Origin of the sequence: Ferrigenium kumadai (assembly GCF_018324385.1) — a bacterium.
GTDB lineage: Bacteria > Pseudomonadota > Gammaproteobacteria > Burkholderiales > Gallionellaceae > Gallionella > Gallionella kumadai.
Genome location: NZ_AP019536.1, coordinates 2,226,578 through 2,247,229 on the forward strand (window position 1 = coordinate 2,226,578; position 20,652 = coordinate 2,247,229).

The following is a 20,652-nucleotide window of genomic DNA, read 5'->3' on the forward strand; positions in this document are numbered from 1 at the left end:
ACCTGAGCCCCCAAAACCAGAGAGGCGGGCCAAGGCCCGCCTCTCTCAATTCAAAATCAATCGTGCGCGAAGCGCACACAAGACCGCTTTGCTTTTCTTTCCCCTGTGCGCCGCCGAGTAGCGGAGACTGGTCAGGGGATGTCGGCGAGGACTGTCTGAGCGCGTAGCGCGAGTTCCGCAGCCGCCTGACCAGTCGAGCAACGCAGAGAACCGCGAAGCGGCGGCAAACCGGGGGCGCCTTCTTTGGGTTACCTTTCTTGGCAAGACAAGAAAGGTAACTTGCTGCCGGGCAACCCCCGGCGGTTTTGACTTTGATTGATGGGTATCGCTGCGCTCAACCCATCCTACACGAGCTTTTCTAAGTTTCTATACATGCCTGCCGCAACGTTTGCACCTATGAACTTCCCAACTCATCATGTCTCCATGATGGTATCCACGCTCAATTTCTATGTCGTGCCAAAAAATTTTGCATATTAACCATTTCATAATGCACCTCCCATTTTCAGCGATTGAGCTGCCATCAATACTTCCTACACCGACTTCGTTCGCGGATGCTTCTCAAGGAATTTCTCCATCGCGGCAGATACGGGATATTGAACATGGAACTCCCCATACTTCGCAATGAAATGGGGCCAAGCTTTAGAAAGATGTCCGCGTCCTCGAAAGTAAGGATGGAACCATACCCATTGAAGTGACCAACTTGCCGGCGCATCTGACCATTCGTACCAACGAAAACCACATGCACCAATACAACGATGTTTAACCGGCTTATCAAACTCAAATAGATCACTCGCCACTTCGTGGAATAAATACACCTCGAACGGCACATAACCCAAACTGTCAGGCGTTTCAGCAGCCTCAAACGGGACAGAATCAAACTGAAGCTCTCTTCGAAAGTGCTTTCCGAGAACTTCAACAAACTCACGAATTCGACGCGGCGAATCAGGCTGCACCAGCAATGGGCTTGGATAAGTAGACAACATCTTACTTATCGGCGGTTCGAGTGAGTAGTAACCCATGCTGTCTTTGATTATTAGGTGCTAACGAATCTTCGGCGTCTCACAAACCACATCCCCATTCTGCGCCCTATTCCTCAGCGCATGATCGATCAGCACCAGCGCCACCATCGCCTCCGCAATCGGCGTCGCGCGGATGCCGACGCAGGGGTCGTGGCGGCCTTCGGTGGAGACCTTGACGGGGTTGCCCGCCTTGTCGATGGAATCGCGCTCGATGCGGATGCTGGAGGTCGGCTTGATCGCGTAGTGGGCGACGATGTCCTGGCCGGTGGAGATGCCGCCGAGGACGCCGCCCGCGTTGTTCGAGCGGAAGCCTTGCGGAGTGAGTTCGTCGCCGTGCTCGCTGCCCTTCTGCGTCACGCAGGCGAAGCCCGCGCCGATCTCCACGCCCTTCACCGCGTTGATGCCCATCAGCGCATGGGCGATGTCGGCATCGAGGCGGTCGAACACCGGCTCGCCCCAGCCGACCGGCACATTGTTCGCGACGACGGCGAGCTTCGCGCCGATGGAGTCGCCGGATTTGCGCAACTCGTCCATGTAGTCTTCGAGCTGGCCGACATAGCTCGCATCGGCCACGAAGAAGCTGTTGCCCTCTTCGTTCAACTCGGCCCAGCTCTTGAACGGGACCTCGATCTCGCCGAGCTGCGCGAGGTAGCCGCGCACCTCGATGCCGTAGCGTTCATTCAGCCACTTCTTCGCGATGGCGCCCGCGGCGACGCGCGCGGCGGTCTCGCGCGCGGACGAGCGGCCGCCGCCGCGGTAGTCGCGGATGCCGTATTTCTGCCAGTAGGTGTAGTCGGCGTGGCCGGGACGGAAGGTCTCGGCGATGCTGCCGTAGTCCTTGCTGCGCTGGTCTTCGTTGCGGATCAGCAGCGCGATGGGCGTGCCGGTGGTCTTGCCTTCGAACACGCCGGAGAGGATCTCCACCGTATCGGATTCGCGGCGCTGCGTGACATGGCGTGAGGTACCGGGCTTGCGGCGGTCGAGGTCGCGCTGGATGCAGGCTGCGGAGAGTTCCATTCCCGGCGGACAGCCGTCGACGATGCAGCCGATGGCCGCACCGTGCGATTCGCCGAAAGTAGTGACCGTGAAAAGGGTGCCGAATGTGTTTCCAGACATGACGTTGTCTCGCTAATTTGATTGTGCAAGTTTAACATAGCGACCATCCCCGTTTCCCCTGAGAACACCGATGAAAGCCATTCTTGCCACCGCCGCGGGCGGCACCGACGTGCTGCAACTGCGCGACATCCCGAAACCAGAACTCCCCTCGCCGCATCACCTGCGCGTGAAGCTCGCCGCCGCCGGCGTGAATCCTGTGGATACCAAGCTGCGCGCGAAGCCGGCCTACCATCCGGACAAGCTGCCGGCCATCCTCGGGTGCGACGGCGCGGGCGTCGTGGAAGCAGTCGGCGATCAGGTCACGCGCTTCAAGGTGGGCGACGAGGTGTATTTCTGCAACGGCGGCATCGGCGACGAGCCGGGCAACTATGCCGAATACACCACGCTGCACGAGGAATACTGCGCGGCGAAGCCCGCCAACCTGTCGCTGCAGGACAGCGCCGCACTGCCACTGGTGCTCATCACCGCCTGGGAAGCGCTGGTGGAGCGCGCGAACCTGCAGAAAGAGCAGACGATACTCATCCACGCGGCCGCTGGCGGCGTCGGTCATGTCGCGCTGCAGCTCGCGCACCACCTCGGCGCTCATCTCGTCGTCACGGTGGGCGACGACCGCAAGGCCGGCCTGGTGCACGGCCTCCATGCCGACAAGATCATCAACTACAAGGAGCAGGACTTCGTGAAGGAGACGTTGGACTGCACCGAGGGTAAAGGCGTGGACGTGGTGTTCGACACCGTCGGCGGCGAGACCTATCTGCGTTCACTCAACGCCGCACGCATCGGCGGCAAGGTGGTCAGCCTGCTCGCCACGCCGCTCGCAGGCGCGGACGTGCAGCTCGCGCGGCTGCGCAACCTCGGCCTGGGCTTCGAACTGATGCTCACGCCGCAGGTGCTAAACCTGCACGAGGAGCGCGTGCGCCAGCGTAAGATACTCGAGGAGGGCGCGAAGCTGGTCGAGGCCAGACAGCTCGGCGTGCTGGTCACGCACCGCCTGCCGCTGGAACAGGCCGCCGAGGCTCATCGGCTGATCGAGGCGGGCGGCATGATCGGCAAGATCATCCTGACAATGGACTGATATGTTCATCGATACCCACTGCCACTTGGACGCCGAAGAATTCGGCGACGAACAAGCCGCGCTGGTCAAGGCGGCGCACGATGCCGGAGTCGGGCGCATGGTCGTGCCCTCGGTAGCACGAGCCAACTTCGGCATCGTGCGCGATCTGTGCAAACAGCATCCCGGCTGCTCCCCCGCCTACGGCATCCATCCGATGTATACCGACGGCGCGCTGCCGCAAGACCTTACCGAACTACGCGAATATCTGGCACTGCCGGATACCGTCGCGGTTGGCGAGATCGGGCTGGATTTCTTCATCGACCATTACGACCGCGCGCGCCAGGAATTCTTCTTCGTCGAACAGTTGAAACTCGCGCAGGAGTTCGACCTGCCTGTGCTGCTGCACATCCGGCGCGCGCAGGACATCGTGCTCAAGCACCTGCGCCAGACCAAGGTGCGCGGCGGTATCGCGCACGCCTTCAACGGCAGCAGGCAACAAGCGGACGAGTTCATCAAGCTCGGTTTCAAGCTCGGCTTCGGCGGCGCGATGACCTACTCTCGCGCGACGCGGTTGCGCGAACTCGCGGCGACGCTGCCGCTGGATAGCATCGTGCTGGAGACCGATGCGCCGGACATCCCTCCCGACTTCCTGGAGCGCGGCTTGCCGAACGAGCCGCAATACGTGCCGCACATCGCGCAGACGCTGGTTGAGTTGCGCGGCCTTCCGCTCGAAGAGATTGCGCGCATCACCACGGAGAATGTATTGTCCGCGCTCCCCAAACTCGGCTCGGCAAACTGAATATGCAACACCATCACCCTCTCGACGACGAACACGACCGCCGCTTCGGCGGACTCGACCGACTGTACGGCGAAGGCTCGCGCCTCGCGCTGCATCGCAGCCGCGTCGCGGTGGTAGGCGTGGGCGGTGTCGGTTCCTGGGCGGTGGAGGCGCTCGCGCGCAGCGGCATCGGCAACATCACGCTGATCGACTTCGACCATGTCGCCGTGTCCAACGTCAACCGCCAGATACAGGCGCTCTCGAGCACGCTGGGCGAGGCCAAGGTGAGCGCTCTGGAAGCACGTATCCGCGATATCAATCCCGATTGCCGTGTGAACGCGGTGGACGATTTTCTGACCGTAGAGAACCTGCCGCAGCTGATTCCGGCGGGCGCGTTCGATGCGGTGATCGATGCCTGCGACGAGGCGAAGGTGAAGGCTGCCCTGATTGTTCATGCCCGCTTCAACAAGATTCCGTTGGTGGTATGCGGCGCGGCGGGGGGCAAGCGCGACCCGCTGAAACTGCGCTGCGACGATCTCGGCCGCACTACCCACGACGCGCTGCTGTCGCGCATCCGCAACATGCTGCGCAAGGATTTCAACATCCAGCCGCGCAAGAACGGCAAGTTCGGCGTGGCCTGCGTGTACCTGGAAGAGCCATCGAAACGCAGCACTTCCTGCTCTGCAAGTGACCTGAGTTGCTCCGGTTACGGTTCGGCGGTCACGGTCACCGCATCCATGGGGTTTGCCGCAGCAGCCTGGTGCCTAGAGCGGATCGTTGCGCAGCAGAATCCCGAGGGCTAATCCGCATCAGCCCGGCCGGTTGCGCATGTGATTGGCGAGCTTGGCGAAGGCCGCAGAGAGTTCGCGGCGCAACTCGGCATTCTCGACCACGTCGTTCAATGCCTTATCCATGCACATCAGCCACTGGTCGCGCTCGGATTCGCCGATGGCGAAGGGAAAATGACGGCGGCGCAGGAAGGGCTCGCCGAACTCCTGAATGAACAGCTGCGGCCCGCCCAGCCAGCCGGAAAGAAACTTGAACAGTTTGTCAGCCGCGCCGTCCAGGCTGTCCGCGTGCATCTTGCGGATGCCGTAGGCTTCCGGCAGTTCGTCCATCAACTCGTAGAAGCGTCGCACCAGCGCGCGGACTTTCTCCTCGCCGCCGATGCGCTCGTAATGCGTAGGGACTCTCGGTTCGCTCATTTCAGCCATCCCTTGCGCAGGAAGAACCACAACGGCCCTGCGACCGTCACCACCATCAGCCCCAACGCGAACGGATAGCCCAGTTTCCAGGCCAGCTCGGGCATGAACTGGAAGTTCATGCCGTAGATGGAAGCGATCAGCGTGGGCGGCAGCAGGGCCACGGAAGCGACCGTGAACATGCGCACGATGCGGTTCTGGTTGATGTTGATGAAACCCGTGGTGCTGCTCATCAGGAAGTTGATCTTGTCTGACAGGAACGAGGTATGTCCGTGCAGCGACTCGATGTCCTGCTGGATCTGGCGCGCCTCATCGACCTGTTCAGGCCTGAGCAGTTTGCTGCGGATCAGGAAGGAAACGGCGCGCTGCGTGTCCATCACGTTGCGGCGGATACGCCCGTTGATATGCTCGGCATGCGCGATGATCGCCAGCGCCTTCGCCGCATCGCGGTCCCTCAGCGGCGCATTCAGCACGCGCTGACTCACCGACCCGAGGTCGGCATACACCTTTTCCAGCGCATCGGCGGAGAACTCCACGTCCATCCCGTACAGGTCGACCAGCACGTCCAGACAGTCCTCGACATCGCCCGTCTGGGCATGCAGATGCATGCGCAACAAACGGAAGATGGGCAGGTCCTCCTCGTGGATGCTGATGAGCATCGCACCGGACAGCACGAATGCCACGGTCACGCTGCGCGAATGGCTCTCCTTGCCGGACAGGAAATCCGAGCGCAGGTGCACCCCGCCCTCCCCCTCGTAAAAACGCGCGCTGGCCTCGATGTCCTGCAAGTGCGCCGGACGCGGCAGCTGCACGTTATAGGCCTGCTCGACGCGGGCACGCTCCTCGTCGGTGGCCGCAACGAGATCGATCCACACCGGCTGCGTGGCGCCCAGATCGCTCCCTTCCTCGATGTGCAGCCGGCTCAGGCGGCCGTTGCTCAGATTGAATGCGTAAAGCATGGTGCTCCTCGATGAATGGGTTTCATTATCCTATGGCCTTGGCGTCAAGGGGAATCTGGCCAGCACGCGATAGTGCGAATCGCCCTCCTGTTGAGGGGACTGCACCAGCACGAAGTCGTGCACCGGCCAGGGAACCGCCGGCATCTCAGGCAAAGGCGAATCGCTCCACTTGGCATGGCGCAGCAGCGTGATGTGCGGTTTGTAATCGCGCCGGTCGAATCGGAAACGATGGCGCTCCAGGTGCTGCTCCAGATCGTGCACCAGCTGTGCCAGTTGCGGCGGTGCGCTGTGCGGCGCGGCGAACACGATGTGGTTGTGCCCCCAGTAGCGCGCCAGATCGAAGCGCAGCTTGAATCGCTCCGCCTCGACTTCCTGCGCCGCCAGCTTCAGTGCCTCGAGGCGGTGCTCGGCAATGTTGCCGATGAACACCAGCGTGTTGTGCAGATTGGCCGCCAGCATCGCTCGTCCCCCGCACAGCTCGCGCAGCGGCGGCTGCCATCCGGCCAGGGCGGCGCGTTCCGCGGCATTCGGCCAGAGCGCGAAAAACACTCGGGCAGTGGAATCAGGCTTATCGCTCATGTCGCATAGCTTACACCACGCCGGCAACCGCTACAGCGGCAAGGCACAGGACCATTTTGCCCCCATGCCCCCCCGCCCGGAATCCCGCATTTTTTTGCCGCGGCTGAACTCCCTGCTCCGCTCGGGGTCGAGAACTACCTTGGGTTGCGGTAGAATGCGCCCCTCGTTAACCAAGGCTCACCATGACGGCACGTTTGCGCGAAATCCCCTACAACTACACCTCGTTCTCCGACCGGGAGATCGTGCTGCGCATCCTGGGCGACGAGGCATGGGACATCATCAACACCCTGCGCGAGGAACGCCGCACCGGCCGCTCGGCGCAGATGCTGTACGAGGTGCTGGGCGACATCTGGGTGCTGACGCGCAACCCCTATCTGGAAGACGATCTGCTCGCCAACCGCAAGCGGCGCGAAGCGCTGATCGGCGCGCTGCACCATCGCCTGAACGCCATCGAGGCGCGGCGGGGCGAGAATGAGAAGGTGAGGCGTCTGCTCGAACTCGCCGGCGAGGCCGTGAACCGCTTCGCCGCGGAATTCGAACACACCCTGCAGCTGCGCAAGCGCGCACTGCGCGTGCTGAGCCACATCACCCGCAAGGACAACATCCAGTTCGACGGGCTGGCGCGCGTCAGCCATGTCACCGACGCCACCGACTGGCGCGTGGAATATCCGTTCGTGGTGCTGCATCCGGACACGGAAGCGGAGGTCGCACCGCTGGTGCGCGCCTGTATCGAACTCGGCCTGACGATGATCCCGCGCGGCGGCGGCACCGGCTACACCGGCGGGGCCGTCCCGCTCACCAAGCACGCCGCCGTCATCAATACCGAAAAGCTGGACGCGTTCTCTCCGATCGAACATATGGTGCTGCCCGGCCTGACCGAGCCCTATGCCACCATCCACTGCGGTGCGGGCGTGGTCACGCGGCGCGTGATGGAGGCGGCGGAGGCCAACGGGCTGGTGTTCGCGGTCGACCCGACCTCGGCCGATGCTTCCTGCATCGGCGGCAACGTCGCGATGAACGCGGGCGGCAAGAAGGCCGTGCTGTGGGGCACTGCGCTGGACAACCTGGTCTCGTGGAAGATGGTCACGCCGGATGGCTTGTGGATGACCGTCGAGCGGCTCGACCACAACCTCGGCAAGATCCACGACACGGAGACCGCGCGCTTCCGCATCAGCCGCTTCGAGGCTGACGGCAAGACGCCGCACGGCGAACCCGAGACCTTGGCCATCCGCGGCAGCTCGTTCCGCAAGGCGGGACTGGGCAAGGACGTCACCGACAAGTTCCTGTCCGGGCTACCGGGTATCCAGAAGGAAGGCTGCGACGGCATCATCACCTCGGCGCGCTTCATCCTGCATCGCGAACACAAGTTCACGCGCACCGTGTGCCTGGAATTCTTCGGCCAGGTGCACGAGGCCGTGCCATCCATCGTCGAGGTCGTGGACTATTTCGACCGCCGCAACGGCAACTCGACCGCATTGCTGGCGGGCCTCGAGCACCTGGACGAACGCTACCTAAAGGCAGTGGGCTATGCCACCAAGTCCAAGCGCGGCACACGTCCGAAGATGGTGCTGGTCGCCGACGTGGCGGGCGACGACGAAGCCGCAGTCGGCGAAGCCGCTTCCGCTATCGTGCGCATGGCCAACCTGCGCCACGGCGAAGGCTTCGTCGCCGTCTCCGCCGAGGCGCGCAAGAAATTCTGGCTGGACCGCGCGCGCACCGCGGCCATCGCCAAACACACCAACGCGTTCAAGATCAACGAGGACGTGGTGATCCCGCTGCCGCGCATGGGCGACTATTGCGACGGCGTAGAGCGCATCAACATCGAGCTGTCTCTGAAGAACAAGCTCAAGCTGCTGGGTGCGCTGGATGAGTTCTTCGCCGGCGAACTGCCGCTGCGCTACCAGGATGACGAGCAGCTGGGCGATGCCGAGCTGCTCGGCAACCGCCCCCAACAGGCGCAGCAGCTGCTTGCCGAAGTGCGCACGCGCTGGCAGTGGCTGCTGGACAACCTGGACGCGCCCATCGAAGGCGGGATGTATGCCCCTGAAGACAAGCAGGACGCGGTCACCGTGTTCGACGCCGTGCAGCGCCATCTGCTGCGCGCCTCGTGGAAGCGCGAACTGCGCGAGCCGCTGCGCCAGATGTTCAGCGGCAGCACCTACCAGCCCATCCTCGACCAGTGCAACGCCATCCACCAAAACGTGCTGAAGAGCCGCGTGTTCGTGGCGCTGCACATGCATGCGGGCGACGGCAACGTGCACACCAACATCCCGGTGAACTCCGACGACTACGCCATGCTGCAGCAGGCCTACAGTGCGGTGGACCGCATCATGCAGCTGGCGAAGGACCTGGGCGGCGTGATCTCGGGCGAGCACGGCATCGGCATCACCAAGTTCGATTTCCTCGAAGAGCAGGAGATAGCGCCTTTCATCGCCTACAAGCAGAAGGTCGACCCGGAAGGACGCTTCAACAAGGGTAAGCTGCTCAAGGGCAGCAACCTCGAACACGCCTATACCCCCAGCTTCAACCTGATGGAACTGGAGAGCCTGATCCTCGAGAAGAGCGAACTGAACGACATCGCCGACTCGATCAAGGACTGCCTGCGCTGCGGCAAGTGCAAGCCGGTGTGCAACACCCATGTACCGCGCGCCAACCTGCTGTATTCGCCGCGCAACAAGATCCTCGCCACCTCGCTGCTGATCGAGGCCTTCCTGTACGAGGAGCAGACGCGGCGCGGCATTTCCATCGCGCACTTCGACGAGTTCAACGACGTGGCCGACCATTGCACGGTGTGCCACAAGTGCGAAAGCCCGTGCCCGGTGGACATCGATTTCGGCAATGTGTCGAGCGCCATGCGCAACTTCCTGCGCAAGCTGGGCAAGAAGAAGTTCAGCCCGACCACCAAGCTGTCCATGCTGTACCTCAACAGCAGCAAGCCGGCCACCGTCAAGCTGCTGCGCAAGGTGCTGCTGCAGTGGAGCTACCCGGCGCAACGCATCGGCTACCGGCTCGCCAAGTATCTGGGACTGTTCCGCGCCCAGGTCGCGCACCCGCCTGCCACGGTAGGCAAGCCGCCCGTCGTCGCGCAAGTGATCCATTTCGTGAACAAGCCGATGCCCAAGGTACCGAGCAAGACAGTGCGTGCCCTGCTCGACATCGAGGACAACACCATCGTCCCGGTGATCCGCGACCCGCGCAAGACCAGCGAGGACAGCGAGGCGGTGTTCTATTTCCCCGGCTGCGGCTCGGAACGGCTGTTCTCCGAGGTCGGCCTGGCGACGCAGGCGATGCTGTTCGACCTCGGTGCAACCACGGTGCTGCCGCCCGGCTACCTGTGCTGCGGCTATCCGCAGACCTCGGTGGGCCTCGCCGACAAGGGCAACCAGATCATCACCGACAACCGGGTGCTGTTCCACCGCGTGGCAAACACGCTGAACTACCTGGACATCAAGACCGTGGTCGTGTCCTGCGGCACTTGCATGGATCAGTTGCTCGAATACCAGTTCGACAAGATCTTCCCCGGCTGCCGCCTGCTCGACATCCACGAGTACCTGCTGGAGAAAGGCGTGAAGCTGGAGGGCGTGAAAGGTACCCGTTACGTCTTCCACGATCCTTGCCACAGCCCGATGAAGACCTACCAGCCGATCAAGGTGGTGAACCAGCTGATGGGCACGCAGGACATCAAGGTCAACGACCGCTGCTGCGGCGAGGCCGGCACATTCGCCGTGACGCGACCGGACATCGCCACACAGGTGCGCTTCCGCAAGACGGAGGAGCTGCGCAAGGCCACGGACGCCCTGCGTGCCGACGGCAACACCGACAAGGTGAAGATACTCACATCCTGCCCCGCCTGCCAGCAGGGCTTGTCGCGCTATGCCGACGATGTGCGTGCCGACGCCGGCTACGTCGTGGTGGAAATGGCCAAGCACCTGCTCGGACCGGACTGGCTGGCGGATTATGTCGCCAAAGCGAACAGCGGCGGGATCGAACGCGTACTGCTCTAACTCTCCCCGCTTGACGGCAAGACGCACCTCGTGGAAAGTAGCGGCCTAAATATAAAAAGACAGCCATGCTGACACTTCCACTCGAGCCTACCGACGACCGCGCCAATCCGCTTTTCAAGGACGAGTCGGGCTGCGCCAAATGGCTCAGCCAGTTGCAGCTGACCAACCTGCAGCTGGCGCACAGCCTGCTGCTTACCCAGATCAATGAACTCAACCGCTACCCCATGCGCGGCCTTGAGCGCCTTAACACGCTGGAGCGGCTGCGCGAAACGGTAGGCTACGTGCAGGACGACTACGCCAAGAAGCTGATCGCCAAACCGTTGCCGCTCAATGAGAGCGAACTGATGGTGTTCGTTGCCATCGTGCAGCTCTGGCAGGCGATGGTGCTGGGCTACCAGCGCTGCCTGCAGGCCTACATGGCCGGCGACAAACAACTCGCCAAGCACGGCGCGCTTCTATGCCAGCGCTGTCTGCTGTATAGCGGCCTGGAGATCTTCGAGCACTTGCGCACCGGGTATGAATTCGACGCCAAACTATGGCACCAATTGCATGCGCTGTATGCCTTCGCCGAGCAACAGGATCTGCAAGGAACGGAGGTACTCGACCCGCTGAACGGCAAGCACCGCAGCAGCTGCCGCAGCATCTACGTCAAGACCCTGCTCGCCTGCTATGCGCATCCGGCCGAACTGACCCGCTCGCAACTTCACCTGCTGGATAACTGGCTCGCGCAATGGAGCAGCATGGTGACCGTGGAGCGCACCTACACCGTCAGCAAGGGCGATGCCCAGCCGCTCGCGGTGGACCTGAACAACAAGTACGGCCTGCAATCCCTCAAGCAAGTGGCCCAAAGCGACAGCATCCGCTATCTGGCAATGGTGCCGCTTTCCAAGCTGCTGCGCGTCAAGACCATCCTGTTGCAGCAGGGCCAGACGCCCCAACAGCTCGAGTTGTGCGATCACTGCTCCGGTGTCGACTGCGTCGAGTTCCTGACGGCATTGCACCGCTACTGGTGCGAGGACCACTCGACCCGCTTCGGCGAGCGCTATCCTGTCGCTCAGAATGCGCAGCTGTGTTACCGCATGGAGGGCATCTACGCGCACCTGACCGGCAAGCCGTTCCGGCAACCCGGCCGCGACACCGGCACCGACAGTGTGGCGCGGCGGCAGATCGAAACCTTTGGGCGGGTACTGCAGGACGCGCACAACAAGGAGCTGCTGGAGATGGGTTTCCCGCTGGAGACTTGGCAATTCGAGAACGAGAGCATCCTGGGCGCAAGGCTGACGCGCGAGGACACCTTCGGAGGGAGGCTGAGTTACAACCAGTTGATCGCGCTGCGTCCCAGCGATGCGGAGACCTTCATGCTGGGTGCGACGGCATGGGCGAACGTGACGCGTGGCGGCAAGCTGCAGATCGGCGTGCGCTATCTGCCCGGGGTCGCCGAAGCAGTCAGCATCCGTGCGGCCGGAATCAACGTGAGCGCGTCGGAAAAATACGTGCCGGCCTTTCTGCTGCAAGCCGTTCCCGCATTAAAGACCCCCGCCAGCCTGATCATCCCGCGCGACTGGTTCCAGCCGGGCCGCGTGGTGGAAGTCCTGCACCAGAACAGGGACACCGAGAGCATGAAGATGGGCTTCAGCGTGGAGCGCGGCATCGATTACGAGCGCGTCAGCTTCAGTGTGGTGTAACTATCTTTCGAAGCGCGTTGCAGGCGGTTGAAAACGTAGCGCGCAACGCCGCGAGGCCACCGCATAACCAGCGACTTGGCCGTTGTATTTTGACGGCCTAGTCGGCTAGTTGTTTCACCAGTAGTTTTTCAACCGCCTGCTAACGCACAACGCGCTTGATCGGGAACACCAGGGTGAAGGTGCTGCCCTTGCCCTCTTCGCTCAACACCTCGAGTTTGGCCTGGTGGCGCATCGCGATATGCTTCACGATCGCCAGCCCCAGGCCGGTCCCGCCCGTCTCGCGCGAGCGGCTGCGGTCGACGCGGTAGAAGCGCTCGGTCAGGCGCGGGATGTGCTGCGGCGCGATGCCGATGCCGCTGTCCTGCACAGAGAATACCGGCTGCTCATTGCGCTCCGCCCAGCGGAGCAGGATTTCTCCACCCTCGGGGGTATAGCGGATCGCGTTGCTAAGCAAATTGCCGAACGCGCTGCGGAGCTCCTCGCGATTGCCGAGCACCTTTGCCTTGCCCGGCATTTCCAGGCGCAGTGTATGCCGCCCTGCGCTCAGCAACTGCCCATCCTGATATATCTCATTGAGCAGAGCATGGATGTCCAGCTCATCCTCGCTCATCGGTGTCTGGTCGTTCTCCAGGCGCGACAGGGTGAGCAGGTCTGATACCAGGCTCTCCATGCGCCTGGTCTGTTCCGCCATCAATTGCAACGCACGCCGCGCATTGTCCTTGCTGATATCCGGCATGTCCTGCAGGTTCTCGACGAAGCCGTTCACCACGGTCAGCGGCGTGCGCAACTCGTGCGACACATTCGCGACGAAATCGCGCCGCATCGCCTCGATGCGTTCCATCTGAGTGATGTCGCGGCTGATCAGCAGCCGCTTGTTCTCCCCGTAGGGAATGAGCTTGATGGACAGCACCATGTCGTGGTGGCGCGCCGGGCGCATTACCAGCGGCTCGCTGGGATTCGATTCTTGCAGGTACTCCAAAAATTCCGGCTGGCGCACCAGGTAAGTGATGTCCTGCATGATGTCGTGCTGGGCATCGAGACCGAAATGCTGTTCCGCGAGCGGATTGCACCACTCGATGCGGTTCGCCTCGTTCAGGATCGCCACGCCTTCCGGCAATGCGGCGGTTGCCTGCTCGATGTGCTGCAACTCTGCGGCCAGTTCCTGCTTGGTCTGTTTGTGGCGCTTGACCATCCGGTAAAGCTGGGAGAACACCTCATCCCATATGCCGCCGGCCTCGGGGATGTTCTCCAGGCGCGCATCGTTCAGCCATACTCCCAGCTTGTAGAGCTGCCGCGCATGCATCGCCATCACCACCAGCAGCACCACCAGCATGAACGCTGCCGCCACGGTGGCCGAAAACAGGCCCCACAGCAACAACGCGAACAGAGTGACGAAGACGATGGGTATGCTCAGGCGCAGCCAGAATTCACGCAAAAAAATCTCCCTGTAACCACCCGCGGGCAACCGTCTTTGGGTTGCTTGGCGGAATGGCGACTGTTTTATTATGTTGTCGAAAAACGGTACCCGCTGCCGCGCACCGTCTGAATCAGGCCGTCCATGCCCGCCGGTTCGAGTGCGGCGCGCAGGCGGCGGATATGCACGTCCACCGTGCGCTCCTCCACGAACACCTGCGTACCCCACACCTGGTCGAGCAACTGGGTGCGGCTATACACACGCTCCACATGAGTCATGAAAAAATGCAGCAGACGGAACTCCGTCGGCCCCAGCTCGATGGCCTCTCCCTTCGCGCTGACGCGGTGCGACATCGGCGACAGCTCCAGCCCGCCCGCCGCAACCGTCTCGTCCGGCATCTGCGGGATATGGCGGCGCAGCACGGCACGGATGCGCGCCATCAGTTCGCGCGGCGAGAACGGCTTGGTGATGTAATCGTCCGCGCCGGACTCCAGCCCGAGCACCTTGTCGCGCTCATCGCCGCGCGCGGTCAGCATGATAATCGGAATGTCCTTGGTGCGCGCATCGGCGCGCAACTGTTTTGCCAGCACCACGCCGCTGGTGTTCGGCAGCATCCAGTCCAGCAGGATCAGGTCCGGCAGCTTGCTGCGGATCTGCTGCCAAGCGCTGTCTGCATCTTCGGCACGGAACACCTGGAAACCGGCCTGCATGACGTTGAACTCCAGCAACTCCTGGATCGCCGGCTCATCTTCTACTATCAACACTTTCGCGTTCATTGCCACTCCCTCGCCGTCTGTCGAAGTTGCAAGGGTATGAAGAATTTATGACAAACGTATGACACTGCTCAGTCAACCGAATGGCTGTGATGATGCGGGGCAGGCACATGGTCGGTAAGGCTCGCGGCGTGATGGTGCAGGTAAGCGTGCTCGGGCTCCTGCGGCAGCGGCTTGCCGATCAGGTTCGGCAGCACCGATCCGGCCACCATGCCGACCATGCTCATCAGCAGGCCGATCAGCTGCGGAGGCCAAACCTCGGAGGGTTCGAGCGCCTCGCACAATGCCCAACTCGACAGGCCGAACAACATCGCCAGCAACGCCCCCTGCGTGTTGGCGCGCTTCCAGTACAGGCCGAAGGCGAGCGGCACGAATGCCGCCACCAGCGTGATCTTGTAGGCATTCTCCACCATCTTGAAGATGGAAAGCTGGGAGTTCAGCGCCACGGTCAGCACCACCGCGCCGAACCCCCACAGCGTGATGCGCATGGCGCGCAGGAACTGGTGGTCGGTCATGTTCTTGAACATGAAGTGCTTGAGGATGTTCTCGGTGAACGCCACCGAGGGTGCGAGCAGCGTGGCCGAGGAGCAGCTCATGATGGCGGAGAGCAGCGCACCGAAGAAGATCACCTGCGCAAACACCGGCGTGTGTTCGAGGATCAGCGTCGGCAGCACCAGCTGCGAATCCTGCTCCAGCAGGTCGCCGAACAGCTTGGGGTCGACCAGCGTCGCGGAATAGGCGAGAAACATCGGCACGAAAGCAAAGGCGAAGTACAGCGAGCCGCCCAGCACCGAGCCACGCACGGCGGTCTTCTCGTTCTTTGCTGCGGTGATGCGCTGAAACACGTCCTGCTGCGGGATCGAGCCCAGCATCATGGTCAGCCACGCGCCGATGAACGGCACCCACTGCGTGTAATCCCCCCTGGGAAAGAAGTCGAGCTTGCCGGCGGCCTGCGCGTGCGACACCACCGCGCCGACGCCGCCGGTCATGCCGCTGACGAACCAGGCGATGAACAGCATGCCGCACATGATCACCGTCATCTGCACGAAATCGAGCAGCGCCACCGACCACATGCCACCGAAGGTGGTGTAGGTCAGCACGATCAGCGCGCCGATCACCATGCCGGCCTCCCGCGAGACCCCGCCGTCGCTCACCACGTTGAACACCAGGCCCAGCGCCATGATCTGCGCCGACACCCAGCCGAGGTAGGAGATGACGATGCACACCGCCGCAATCAATTCGACCGCTTTGTTGTAGCGCACGCGATAGAAGTCGCCGATGGTGAGCAGATTCATGCGGTACAGCTTGTTGGCGAAGAACAGGCCCGCGAGGATCAGGCACAGGCTCGCACCGAATGGATCGGCGACGACCCCGCCCATGCCTTCCTTGACGAAAGTGGCCGAGATGCCCAGCACCGTCTCCGCGCCGAACCAGGTGGCGAACACCGTGGCGGTAACGACGGGCAGCGGCAGATGGCGCCCGGCCACGGCAAAATCCTTTGCGCTATGCACGCGCGTCGCGGCATACAGACCGATGCCGATGGAAACCAGCAGATACAAGATGACGAACCAGACCAGCATGACAAGCACTCGCTCGAAATCGCAACGAAGCGGATTCTAGCAGCCTTGCGCGCGATTAAGCCAAACAAAAAGGCCGCCGTGGAACACGGCGGCCTTTAACGTCCAGCGAACGTGAATTACAGTTCTTTGGCGTGATTCGCCAGGTACTTCGCCACGCCGTCCGGAGATGCCTGCATGCCGGCCTTGCCCTTGTTCCAGCCTGCGGGGCAGACTTCGCCGTGCTCTTCAGTGAACTGAAGCGCGTCGACCATGCGGATCATCTCGTCGATGTTGCGGCCCAGCGGCAGGTCGTTCACCACCTGATGACGCACCTTGCCGGCGCGGTCGATCAGGAAAGAGCCGCGGAATGCCACGCCTGCGGCGTCGAACTCCACGTCGTAGGCCTTGCAGATCTCGTGCTTGACGTCGGCGATCAGCGGGTACTGCACCTGGCCAATACCGCCCTTCTCGACGGGGGTGTTCTTCCAGGCGAGGTGGGTGAACTGCGAGTCGATGGACACGCCGATCACTTCTACGTTGCGCTTCTTGAACTCATCCAGGCGGTGGTTGAACGCGATCAGCTCGGACGGGCACACGAAGGTGAAGTCCAGGGGATAGAAGAAGAGCACGGCGTATTTGCCGTCAATGTGCTTCTTCAGATTGAAATTTCCGTTGATTTCGTTGTTGCCCATCACGGCAACGGCATTGAAATCGGGGGCGGCTTTACCGACGAGAACTGCCATGGTTTGCTCCTAAAAGGGTGATTTGTGTTGGGTGGCGCAATTTAGGCTATTTGCCATTGCCGCGTCAACCTTGTGCAGAGCGTGGGCTTATCGCGCCGCCCAGGCGGAAATCCAGGGCGGACTGGACTATGTCTGTTTTGCGATGCCCTGCTCGAAAGCGCGTATCTCCGCAATGCCATTGACCCAGGGCAACCGGCTCTCGCAATAGATGTTGGCGGTGGGAGCCATGTCCAGCGATGAGGATATCCCCCCGAGATAGACCATGCACAGGCCGGGATATCTGGCATTCTTGTTGAATAGCGGGGTGCCGCATCGTTTGCAGAAATGTTTATGCGCATGCTCTGCGGGATTGAACACGGCGATCGCCTCGTTCCCTTCGGTAATTTCCAATGCCGCCTCCGGAAACACGGCATAGGTCGAAAAGGCCGCCCCGCTATGCTTACGGCAGAAATTGCAATGGCAATTCACCAGCGCCTTGGGCGCGCAAGCCAGCTTGTATTTAACCGCATTGCAGAAACAAGAGCCCAGAATTCCCATATCCCTCCCCGTCGCCGCTCGCCGGACGCGTCCGTCAATTAATCGACACCATGGTTATTGAATTGTATCCGGTGCAGTTGCGCATACACCCCGTCGCGCGCCAGCAGTTCGCGGTGCGTACCGGTCTCGGCGATCTCGCCCTTCTGCATCACGACGATGCGGTCGGCCTTTTCGATGGTGGACAGGCGGTGTGCGATGACCAGCGTGGTGCGGCCCTGCATCAGGGTCTCCAGCGCGGCCTGCACGTGGCGCTCGGATTCGCTGTCCAGCGCCGAGGTCGCCTCGTCAAGGATCAGGATGGGCGCGTCCTTGAGGATGGCGCGCGCGATGGCGATGCGCTGGCGCTGGCCGCCGGAAAGTTTCACGCCGCGCTCTCCGACCAGTGTGTCCAGCCCTTCCGGCCATTCGCGGATGAACTCCATCGCATGCGCGGCGGTCGCGGCCGCGACGATCTCGTCCTCGCTCACCTCTCGCATCTGCCCGTAGGCGATGTTCGCCGCGACGGTGTCGTTGAACAGCACCACTTCCTGGCTCACCAGCGCGATGTTGGCGCGCAGACTGGCCAGCGTCAGATCGTGGATATCGTGGCCGTCCAGAGTGATGCGACCGCCGGTCGGCGTATAGAAGCGCGGCACCAGGTTGGCGAGCGTGGTCTTGCCGCTGCCGGAAGCACCGACCAGCGCGATGTTCTCTCCGTCGCGGATATGCAGCGAAATATTCTGCAATGCCGGGCGTGCCTCCGGCGCATAGAAGAACTGCACATTGTCGAACTGCAGTTCGCCGCGCACGCGCCCGATCGCAACCGTGCCGCAATCGGTCTCGCTCTCGGTGTCGATCAGCTCGAACACACTCTCCGCCGCGGCCAGCCCGCGCTGCAGGAATTCGCTCACGCCGGTGAGGCGCTTGATCGGCGCGGTCAGCATCAGCATCGCGGCGATGAAGGAGAGGAAGCCGCCCACCGTAGTCTCATCCGCCTTCGATTGCAGCGTGACGAGATAGACGATAACAGCGAGCGCGATGGCCGCGACCATCTGCACGATGGGCACGTTCGCCGCCGCCGCGGCGGCCTGCTTCATGGTGTAGCGGCGCACCCAGTTGGCCTGGTCGTGGAAGCGTCCGCGTTCATACTGCTGACCACCGAACAGCTTCACCACCTTGTGCGCGGTGACGCTCTCCTCGATCACCTGGGTAATGTCGCCCATGGCACGCTGCGAGTCGCGGCTGCTATTACGCATGCGTTTGCTGATGGTGCGGATGATGTAGGCGATGACCGGCGCCATCACCAGGGTCAGCAGTGTCAGCTTCCAGTTGAGATAGAACAGCCAGCCCAGCAAGCCCGCGATGATGATGGAGTCGCGAACGGTGATGGTCACCACGGTGGTCGCAGCCGCCGTTACCTGCGTCACGTCGAAGGTCAGCTTGGAAATCAAAATACCCGTGGCGTGATCGTCGTAGTAACGCGTGGGCAGCGACAACAGCTTGCGGAACATCTCGTCGCGCAGATCCATCACCAGTTTGTTGCCTACCCAGTTGATGGCATAGGTCGAGACGAAGGTCGCCACGCCGCGCACGAAGAAAATCCCCACGATAAAGTAGGGCGCGAGCCTGATGACCGTATCGTCTTTGTTGACGAAAGTGCCATCCAGCATGGGCTTGAGCAGGGCCGGCAGCAGCGGCTCGGTGGCCGCCGCAACCACCATGCCGATGATGGAAATCGCGAAGGCGCGCCAATAGGGTTTGACGTAACCGAGAAGGCGCAGGTAAAGCTGGCTGTTGGTCATATTCATGATGGCGCGCACTTTAGCAGAAAAGCGCCCGCCAAACCGCTCCGTCCGCCCTGCAACTGGACAGCCCGCGCGCCCGCTGCTAGTCTGCCCGCGCCTTCGTTTCCCATGCAGACCATGTTGCGAGAACTGCGCCTCTTCCTCACCGCCGTCCAATTCTTCACGCGCCTGCCCGTGCCGGCATGGGTGGGCCACTCCGCGCAGCAGCTTGAACAGGCCGCGCGCTACCTGCCGCTGGTCGGTGCAGCCGTCGGCGTCATCGCCGCCGCATTACTGTGGCTGAGCGCACAAGTGCTGCCGCTGTCGCTGGCAGTGGGACTGAGCATGGTTGGAGGCATCCTCGTCACCGGCGCATTCCACGAAGACGGCCTGAGCGATTTCGCCGACGGTATGGGCGGCGGACACACCAAGGAGAAGGCGCTGGCGATCATGAAGGACTCGCGCGTCGGGGCCTACGGCGTGATCGCCCTCGTGCTGGTGCTGCTGCTTAAATTCGAGGCGCTGGTTGCCCTGTGCCGCGAACACTCCCTGGTTATCGCCGCCGCGGCGCTGATCGCGGCACACGCCGTCAGCCGCCTGATGGCGGCCAGCATCATGCTGACGCAGCACTACGTCCGCGAAGACGACCGTGCGCGCGCCAAGCCCGCCATACAACAGCTCAGTCACTTCAGCTTTGCCATCGCACTGCTCACCGCCATCGCAACCCTGGTCATCTTGTTCGCGGCAGGTGCTAAGGTCACCGCCATATTCGCCGCCGCAGCCGCTGCAATCCTGATGCGCGCCTACCTCGCTTGGCGACTGAAAAAACGGCTTGGCGGCTACACCGGCGACTGTCTGGGCGCAGTGCAGCAGCTCAGCGAACTGGCGTTCTACCTCGGCCTGCTCGCCGCCATCTGATGCAGACGCTTTATCTCATCCGCCACACCAGGCCGCGCATCGCCCCCGGTATCTGTTACGGACAGTTCGACATCGACGTGGCCGACAGCTTCGAGGAAGAAGCTGGCAACGTCCTGCACTACCTGCCGCCACTGGAACTCGTCATCGCCTCGCCCCTGCGGCGCGCTCGCCGCCTGGCCGAACACCTGGCGCAAGCGCAGAACTGCGAACTACGCAGCGATGCGCGCCTGATGGAAAAACATTTCGGCGCATGGGAAGGCAAAGCATGGGACGACATCCCTCGTAACGAGATCGATGCCTGGGCCGCCGACGTCATGGACTACGCCCCGCCGGGCGGCGAGTCTGCGCAGGAGGTGATGCAGCGCGTGCGGGCTTTCATGCGCGACCTGGTGCAGCTGCCCCAGCAGAACATCGCACTGACCGCGCACGGCGGCAGCATCCGCGCAATGCTGGCGTCGATGGCGAACGTGCCGCTGGCACATACGCTGAACTGGCAGATGGAATATGGGGCGGTGATTTGCGTAAGGAATTGAACAGGAGGAGCGCCCGCTG

Annotated in this window: 18 protein-coding genes; 7 read left to right on the forward strand and 11 right to left on the reverse strand. The window is 62.4% G+C overall.

Annotated elements, in window-relative coordinates; all coding sequences use genetic code 11:
- Window positions 1-530: 530 nt before the first annotated feature.
- Window positions 531-1,019, reverse strand: a complete 489-nt coding sequence (locus FGKAn22_RS10800) for a hypothetical protein (protein ID WP_212785644.1) — start codon at window positions 1,017-1,019, stop codon at window positions 531-533.
- Window positions 1,020-1,040: 21 nt separating this feature from the next.
- Complete coding sequence (gene aroC, locus FGKAn22_RS10805; protein ID WP_212785645.1) at window positions 1,041-2,135, reverse strand: chorismate synthase; 1,095 nt, start codon at window positions 2,133-2,135, stop codon at window positions 1,041-1,043.
- 70 nt (window positions 2,136-2,205) lie between these two features.
- Here aroC and FGKAn22_RS10810 point away from each other — a divergent pair, with 70 nt between their 5' ends.
- Genes FGKAn22_RS10810 through FGKAn22_RS10820 form a run of 3 tightly spaced genes read left to right on the forward strand, consistent with a single transcriptional unit; the run spans window position 2,206 to window position 4,767 of the window.
- On the forward strand, window positions 2,206-3,207 hold the full coding sequence (locus tag FGKAn22_RS10810; RefSeq protein WP_212785646.1) for a zinc-dependent alcohol dehydrogenase family protein: 1,002 nt from the start codon (window positions 2,206-2,208) through the stop codon (window positions 3,205-3,207).
- 1 nt (window position 3,208) lies between these two features.
- Window positions 3,209-3,985: a TatD family hydrolase gene (locus FGKAn22_RS10815; RefSeq protein WP_212785647.1), complete on the forward strand. Its 777-nt coding sequence runs from the start codon at window positions 3,209-3,211 to the stop codon at window positions 3,983-3,985.
- A 2-nt stretch (window positions 3,986-3,987) separates the two neighbouring features.
- Window positions 3,988-4,767 (forward strand): tRNA threonylcarbamoyladenosine dehydratase, encoded by a 780-nt coding sequence (locus tag FGKAn22_RS10820; protein WP_212785648.1) that lies wholly within the window; start codon window positions 3,988-3,990, stop codon window positions 4,765-4,767.
- A gap of 6 nt (window positions 4,768-4,773) precedes the next feature.
- On the opposite strand, the gene FGKAn22_RS10825 is transcribed toward FGKAn22_RS10820, so the two are convergent.
- Genes FGKAn22_RS10825 through thpR form a run of 3 tightly spaced genes read right to left on the reverse strand, consistent with a single transcriptional unit; the run spans window position 4,774 to window position 6,704 of the window.
- Complete coding sequence (locus FGKAn22_RS10825) at window positions 4,774-5,169, reverse strand: group II truncated hemoglobin (protein ID WP_212785649.1); 396 nt, start codon at window positions 5,167-5,169, stop codon at window positions 4,774-4,776.
- Window positions 5,166-6,125: a magnesium/cobalt transporter CorA gene (corA, locus tag FGKAn22_RS10830; RefSeq protein WP_212785650.1), complete on the reverse strand. Its 960-nt coding sequence runs from the start codon at window positions 6,123-6,125 to the stop codon at window positions 5,166-5,168. The genes FGKAn22_RS10825 and corA overlap by 4 nt, the downstream gene beginning before the upstream one ends.
- Window positions 6,126-6,155: 30 nt before the next feature.
- Window positions 6,156-6,704, reverse strand: a complete 549-nt coding sequence (thpR, locus tag FGKAn22_RS10835; protein ID WP_212785651.1) for an RNA 2',3'-cyclic phosphodiesterase — start codon at window positions 6,702-6,704, stop codon at window positions 6,156-6,158.
- A gap of 182 nt (window positions 6,705-6,886) precedes the next feature.
- On the opposite strand from thpR, the gene FGKAn22_RS10840 reads away from it, so the two are divergent.
- Both FGKAn22_RS10840 and FGKAn22_RS10845 read left to right on the forward strand, forming a co-directional pair.
- A complete protein-coding gene (locus tag FGKAn22_RS10840) occupies window positions 6,887-10,708 on the forward strand; it encodes a DUF3683 domain-containing protein (RefSeq protein WP_212785652.1) in 3,822 nt (1,273 codons plus the stop codon).
- Window positions 10,709-10,773: 65 nt separating this feature from the next.
- Complete coding sequence (locus FGKAn22_RS10845; RefSeq protein ID WP_212785653.1) at window positions 10,774-12,393, forward strand: hypothetical protein; 1,620 nt, start codon at window positions 10,774-10,776, stop codon at window positions 12,391-12,393.
- Window positions 12,394-12,532: 139 nt separating this feature from the next.
- Here FGKAn22_RS10845 and phoR read toward each other — a convergent pair whose 3' ends face one another.
- The 6 genes from phoR to msbA form a co-directional block, all read right to left on the reverse strand.
- Window positions 12,533-13,828 (reverse strand): phosphate regulon sensor histidine kinase PhoR, encoded by a 1,296-nt coding sequence (gene phoR / locus FGKAn22_RS10850; protein ID WP_212785654.1) that lies wholly within the window; start codon window positions 13,826-13,828, stop codon window positions 12,533-12,535.
- A gap of 68 nt (window positions 13,829-13,896) precedes the next feature.
- Window positions 13,897-14,583 (reverse strand): phosphate regulon transcriptional regulator PhoB, encoded by a 687-nt coding sequence (gene phoB, locus FGKAn22_RS10855; protein WP_212785655.1) that lies wholly within the window; start codon window positions 14,581-14,583, stop codon window positions 13,897-13,899.
- 68 nt (window positions 14,584-14,651) lie between these two features.
- Window positions 14,652-16,160, reverse strand: coding sequence for a high affinity choline transporter 1 (locus FGKAn22_RS10860; protein WP_212785656.1), 1,509 nt, complete (start codon window positions 16,158-16,160; stop codon window positions 14,652-14,654).
- A gap of 116 nt (window positions 16,161-16,276) precedes the next feature.
- Entirely contained in the window at window positions 16,277-16,882 is a 606-nt protein-coding gene (locus tag FGKAn22_RS10865) for a peroxiredoxin (protein ID WP_212785657.1), read from the reverse strand.
- 126 nt (window positions 16,883-17,008) lie between these two features.
- Entirely contained in the window at window positions 17,009-17,419 is a 411-nt protein-coding gene (locus tag FGKAn22_RS10870) for a GFA family protein (protein WP_212785658.1), read from the reverse strand.
- A 38-nt stretch (window positions 17,420-17,457) separates the two neighbouring features.
- The gene (gene msbA, locus FGKAn22_RS10875) at window positions 17,458-19,200 is read right to left on the reverse strand and encodes a lipid A export permease/ATP-binding protein MsbA (protein ID WP_212787217.1); all 1,743 of its coding nucleotides are present in this window, start codon (window positions 19,198-19,200) and stop codon (window positions 17,458-17,460) included.
- Window positions 19,201-19,320: 120 nt separating this feature from the next.
- Here msbA and FGKAn22_RS10880 point away from each other — a divergent pair, with 120 nt between their 5' ends.
- Together FGKAn22_RS10880 and cobC are read left to right on the forward strand one after the other, a co-directional pair.
- Entirely contained in the window at window positions 19,321-20,100 is a 780-nt protein-coding gene (locus FGKAn22_RS10880) for an adenosylcobinamide-GDP ribazoletransferase (protein ID WP_212785659.1), read from the forward strand.
- Window positions 20,100-20,633, forward strand: coding sequence for an alpha-ribazole phosphatase (cobC, locus tag FGKAn22_RS10885; RefSeq protein ID WP_212785660.1), 534 nt, complete (start codon window positions 20,100-20,102; stop codon window positions 20,631-20,633). Before FGKAn22_RS10880 ends, cobC begins: the two co-directional genes overlap by 1 nt.
- The last annotated feature ends 19 nt before the right edge of the window (window positions 20,634-20,652 follow it).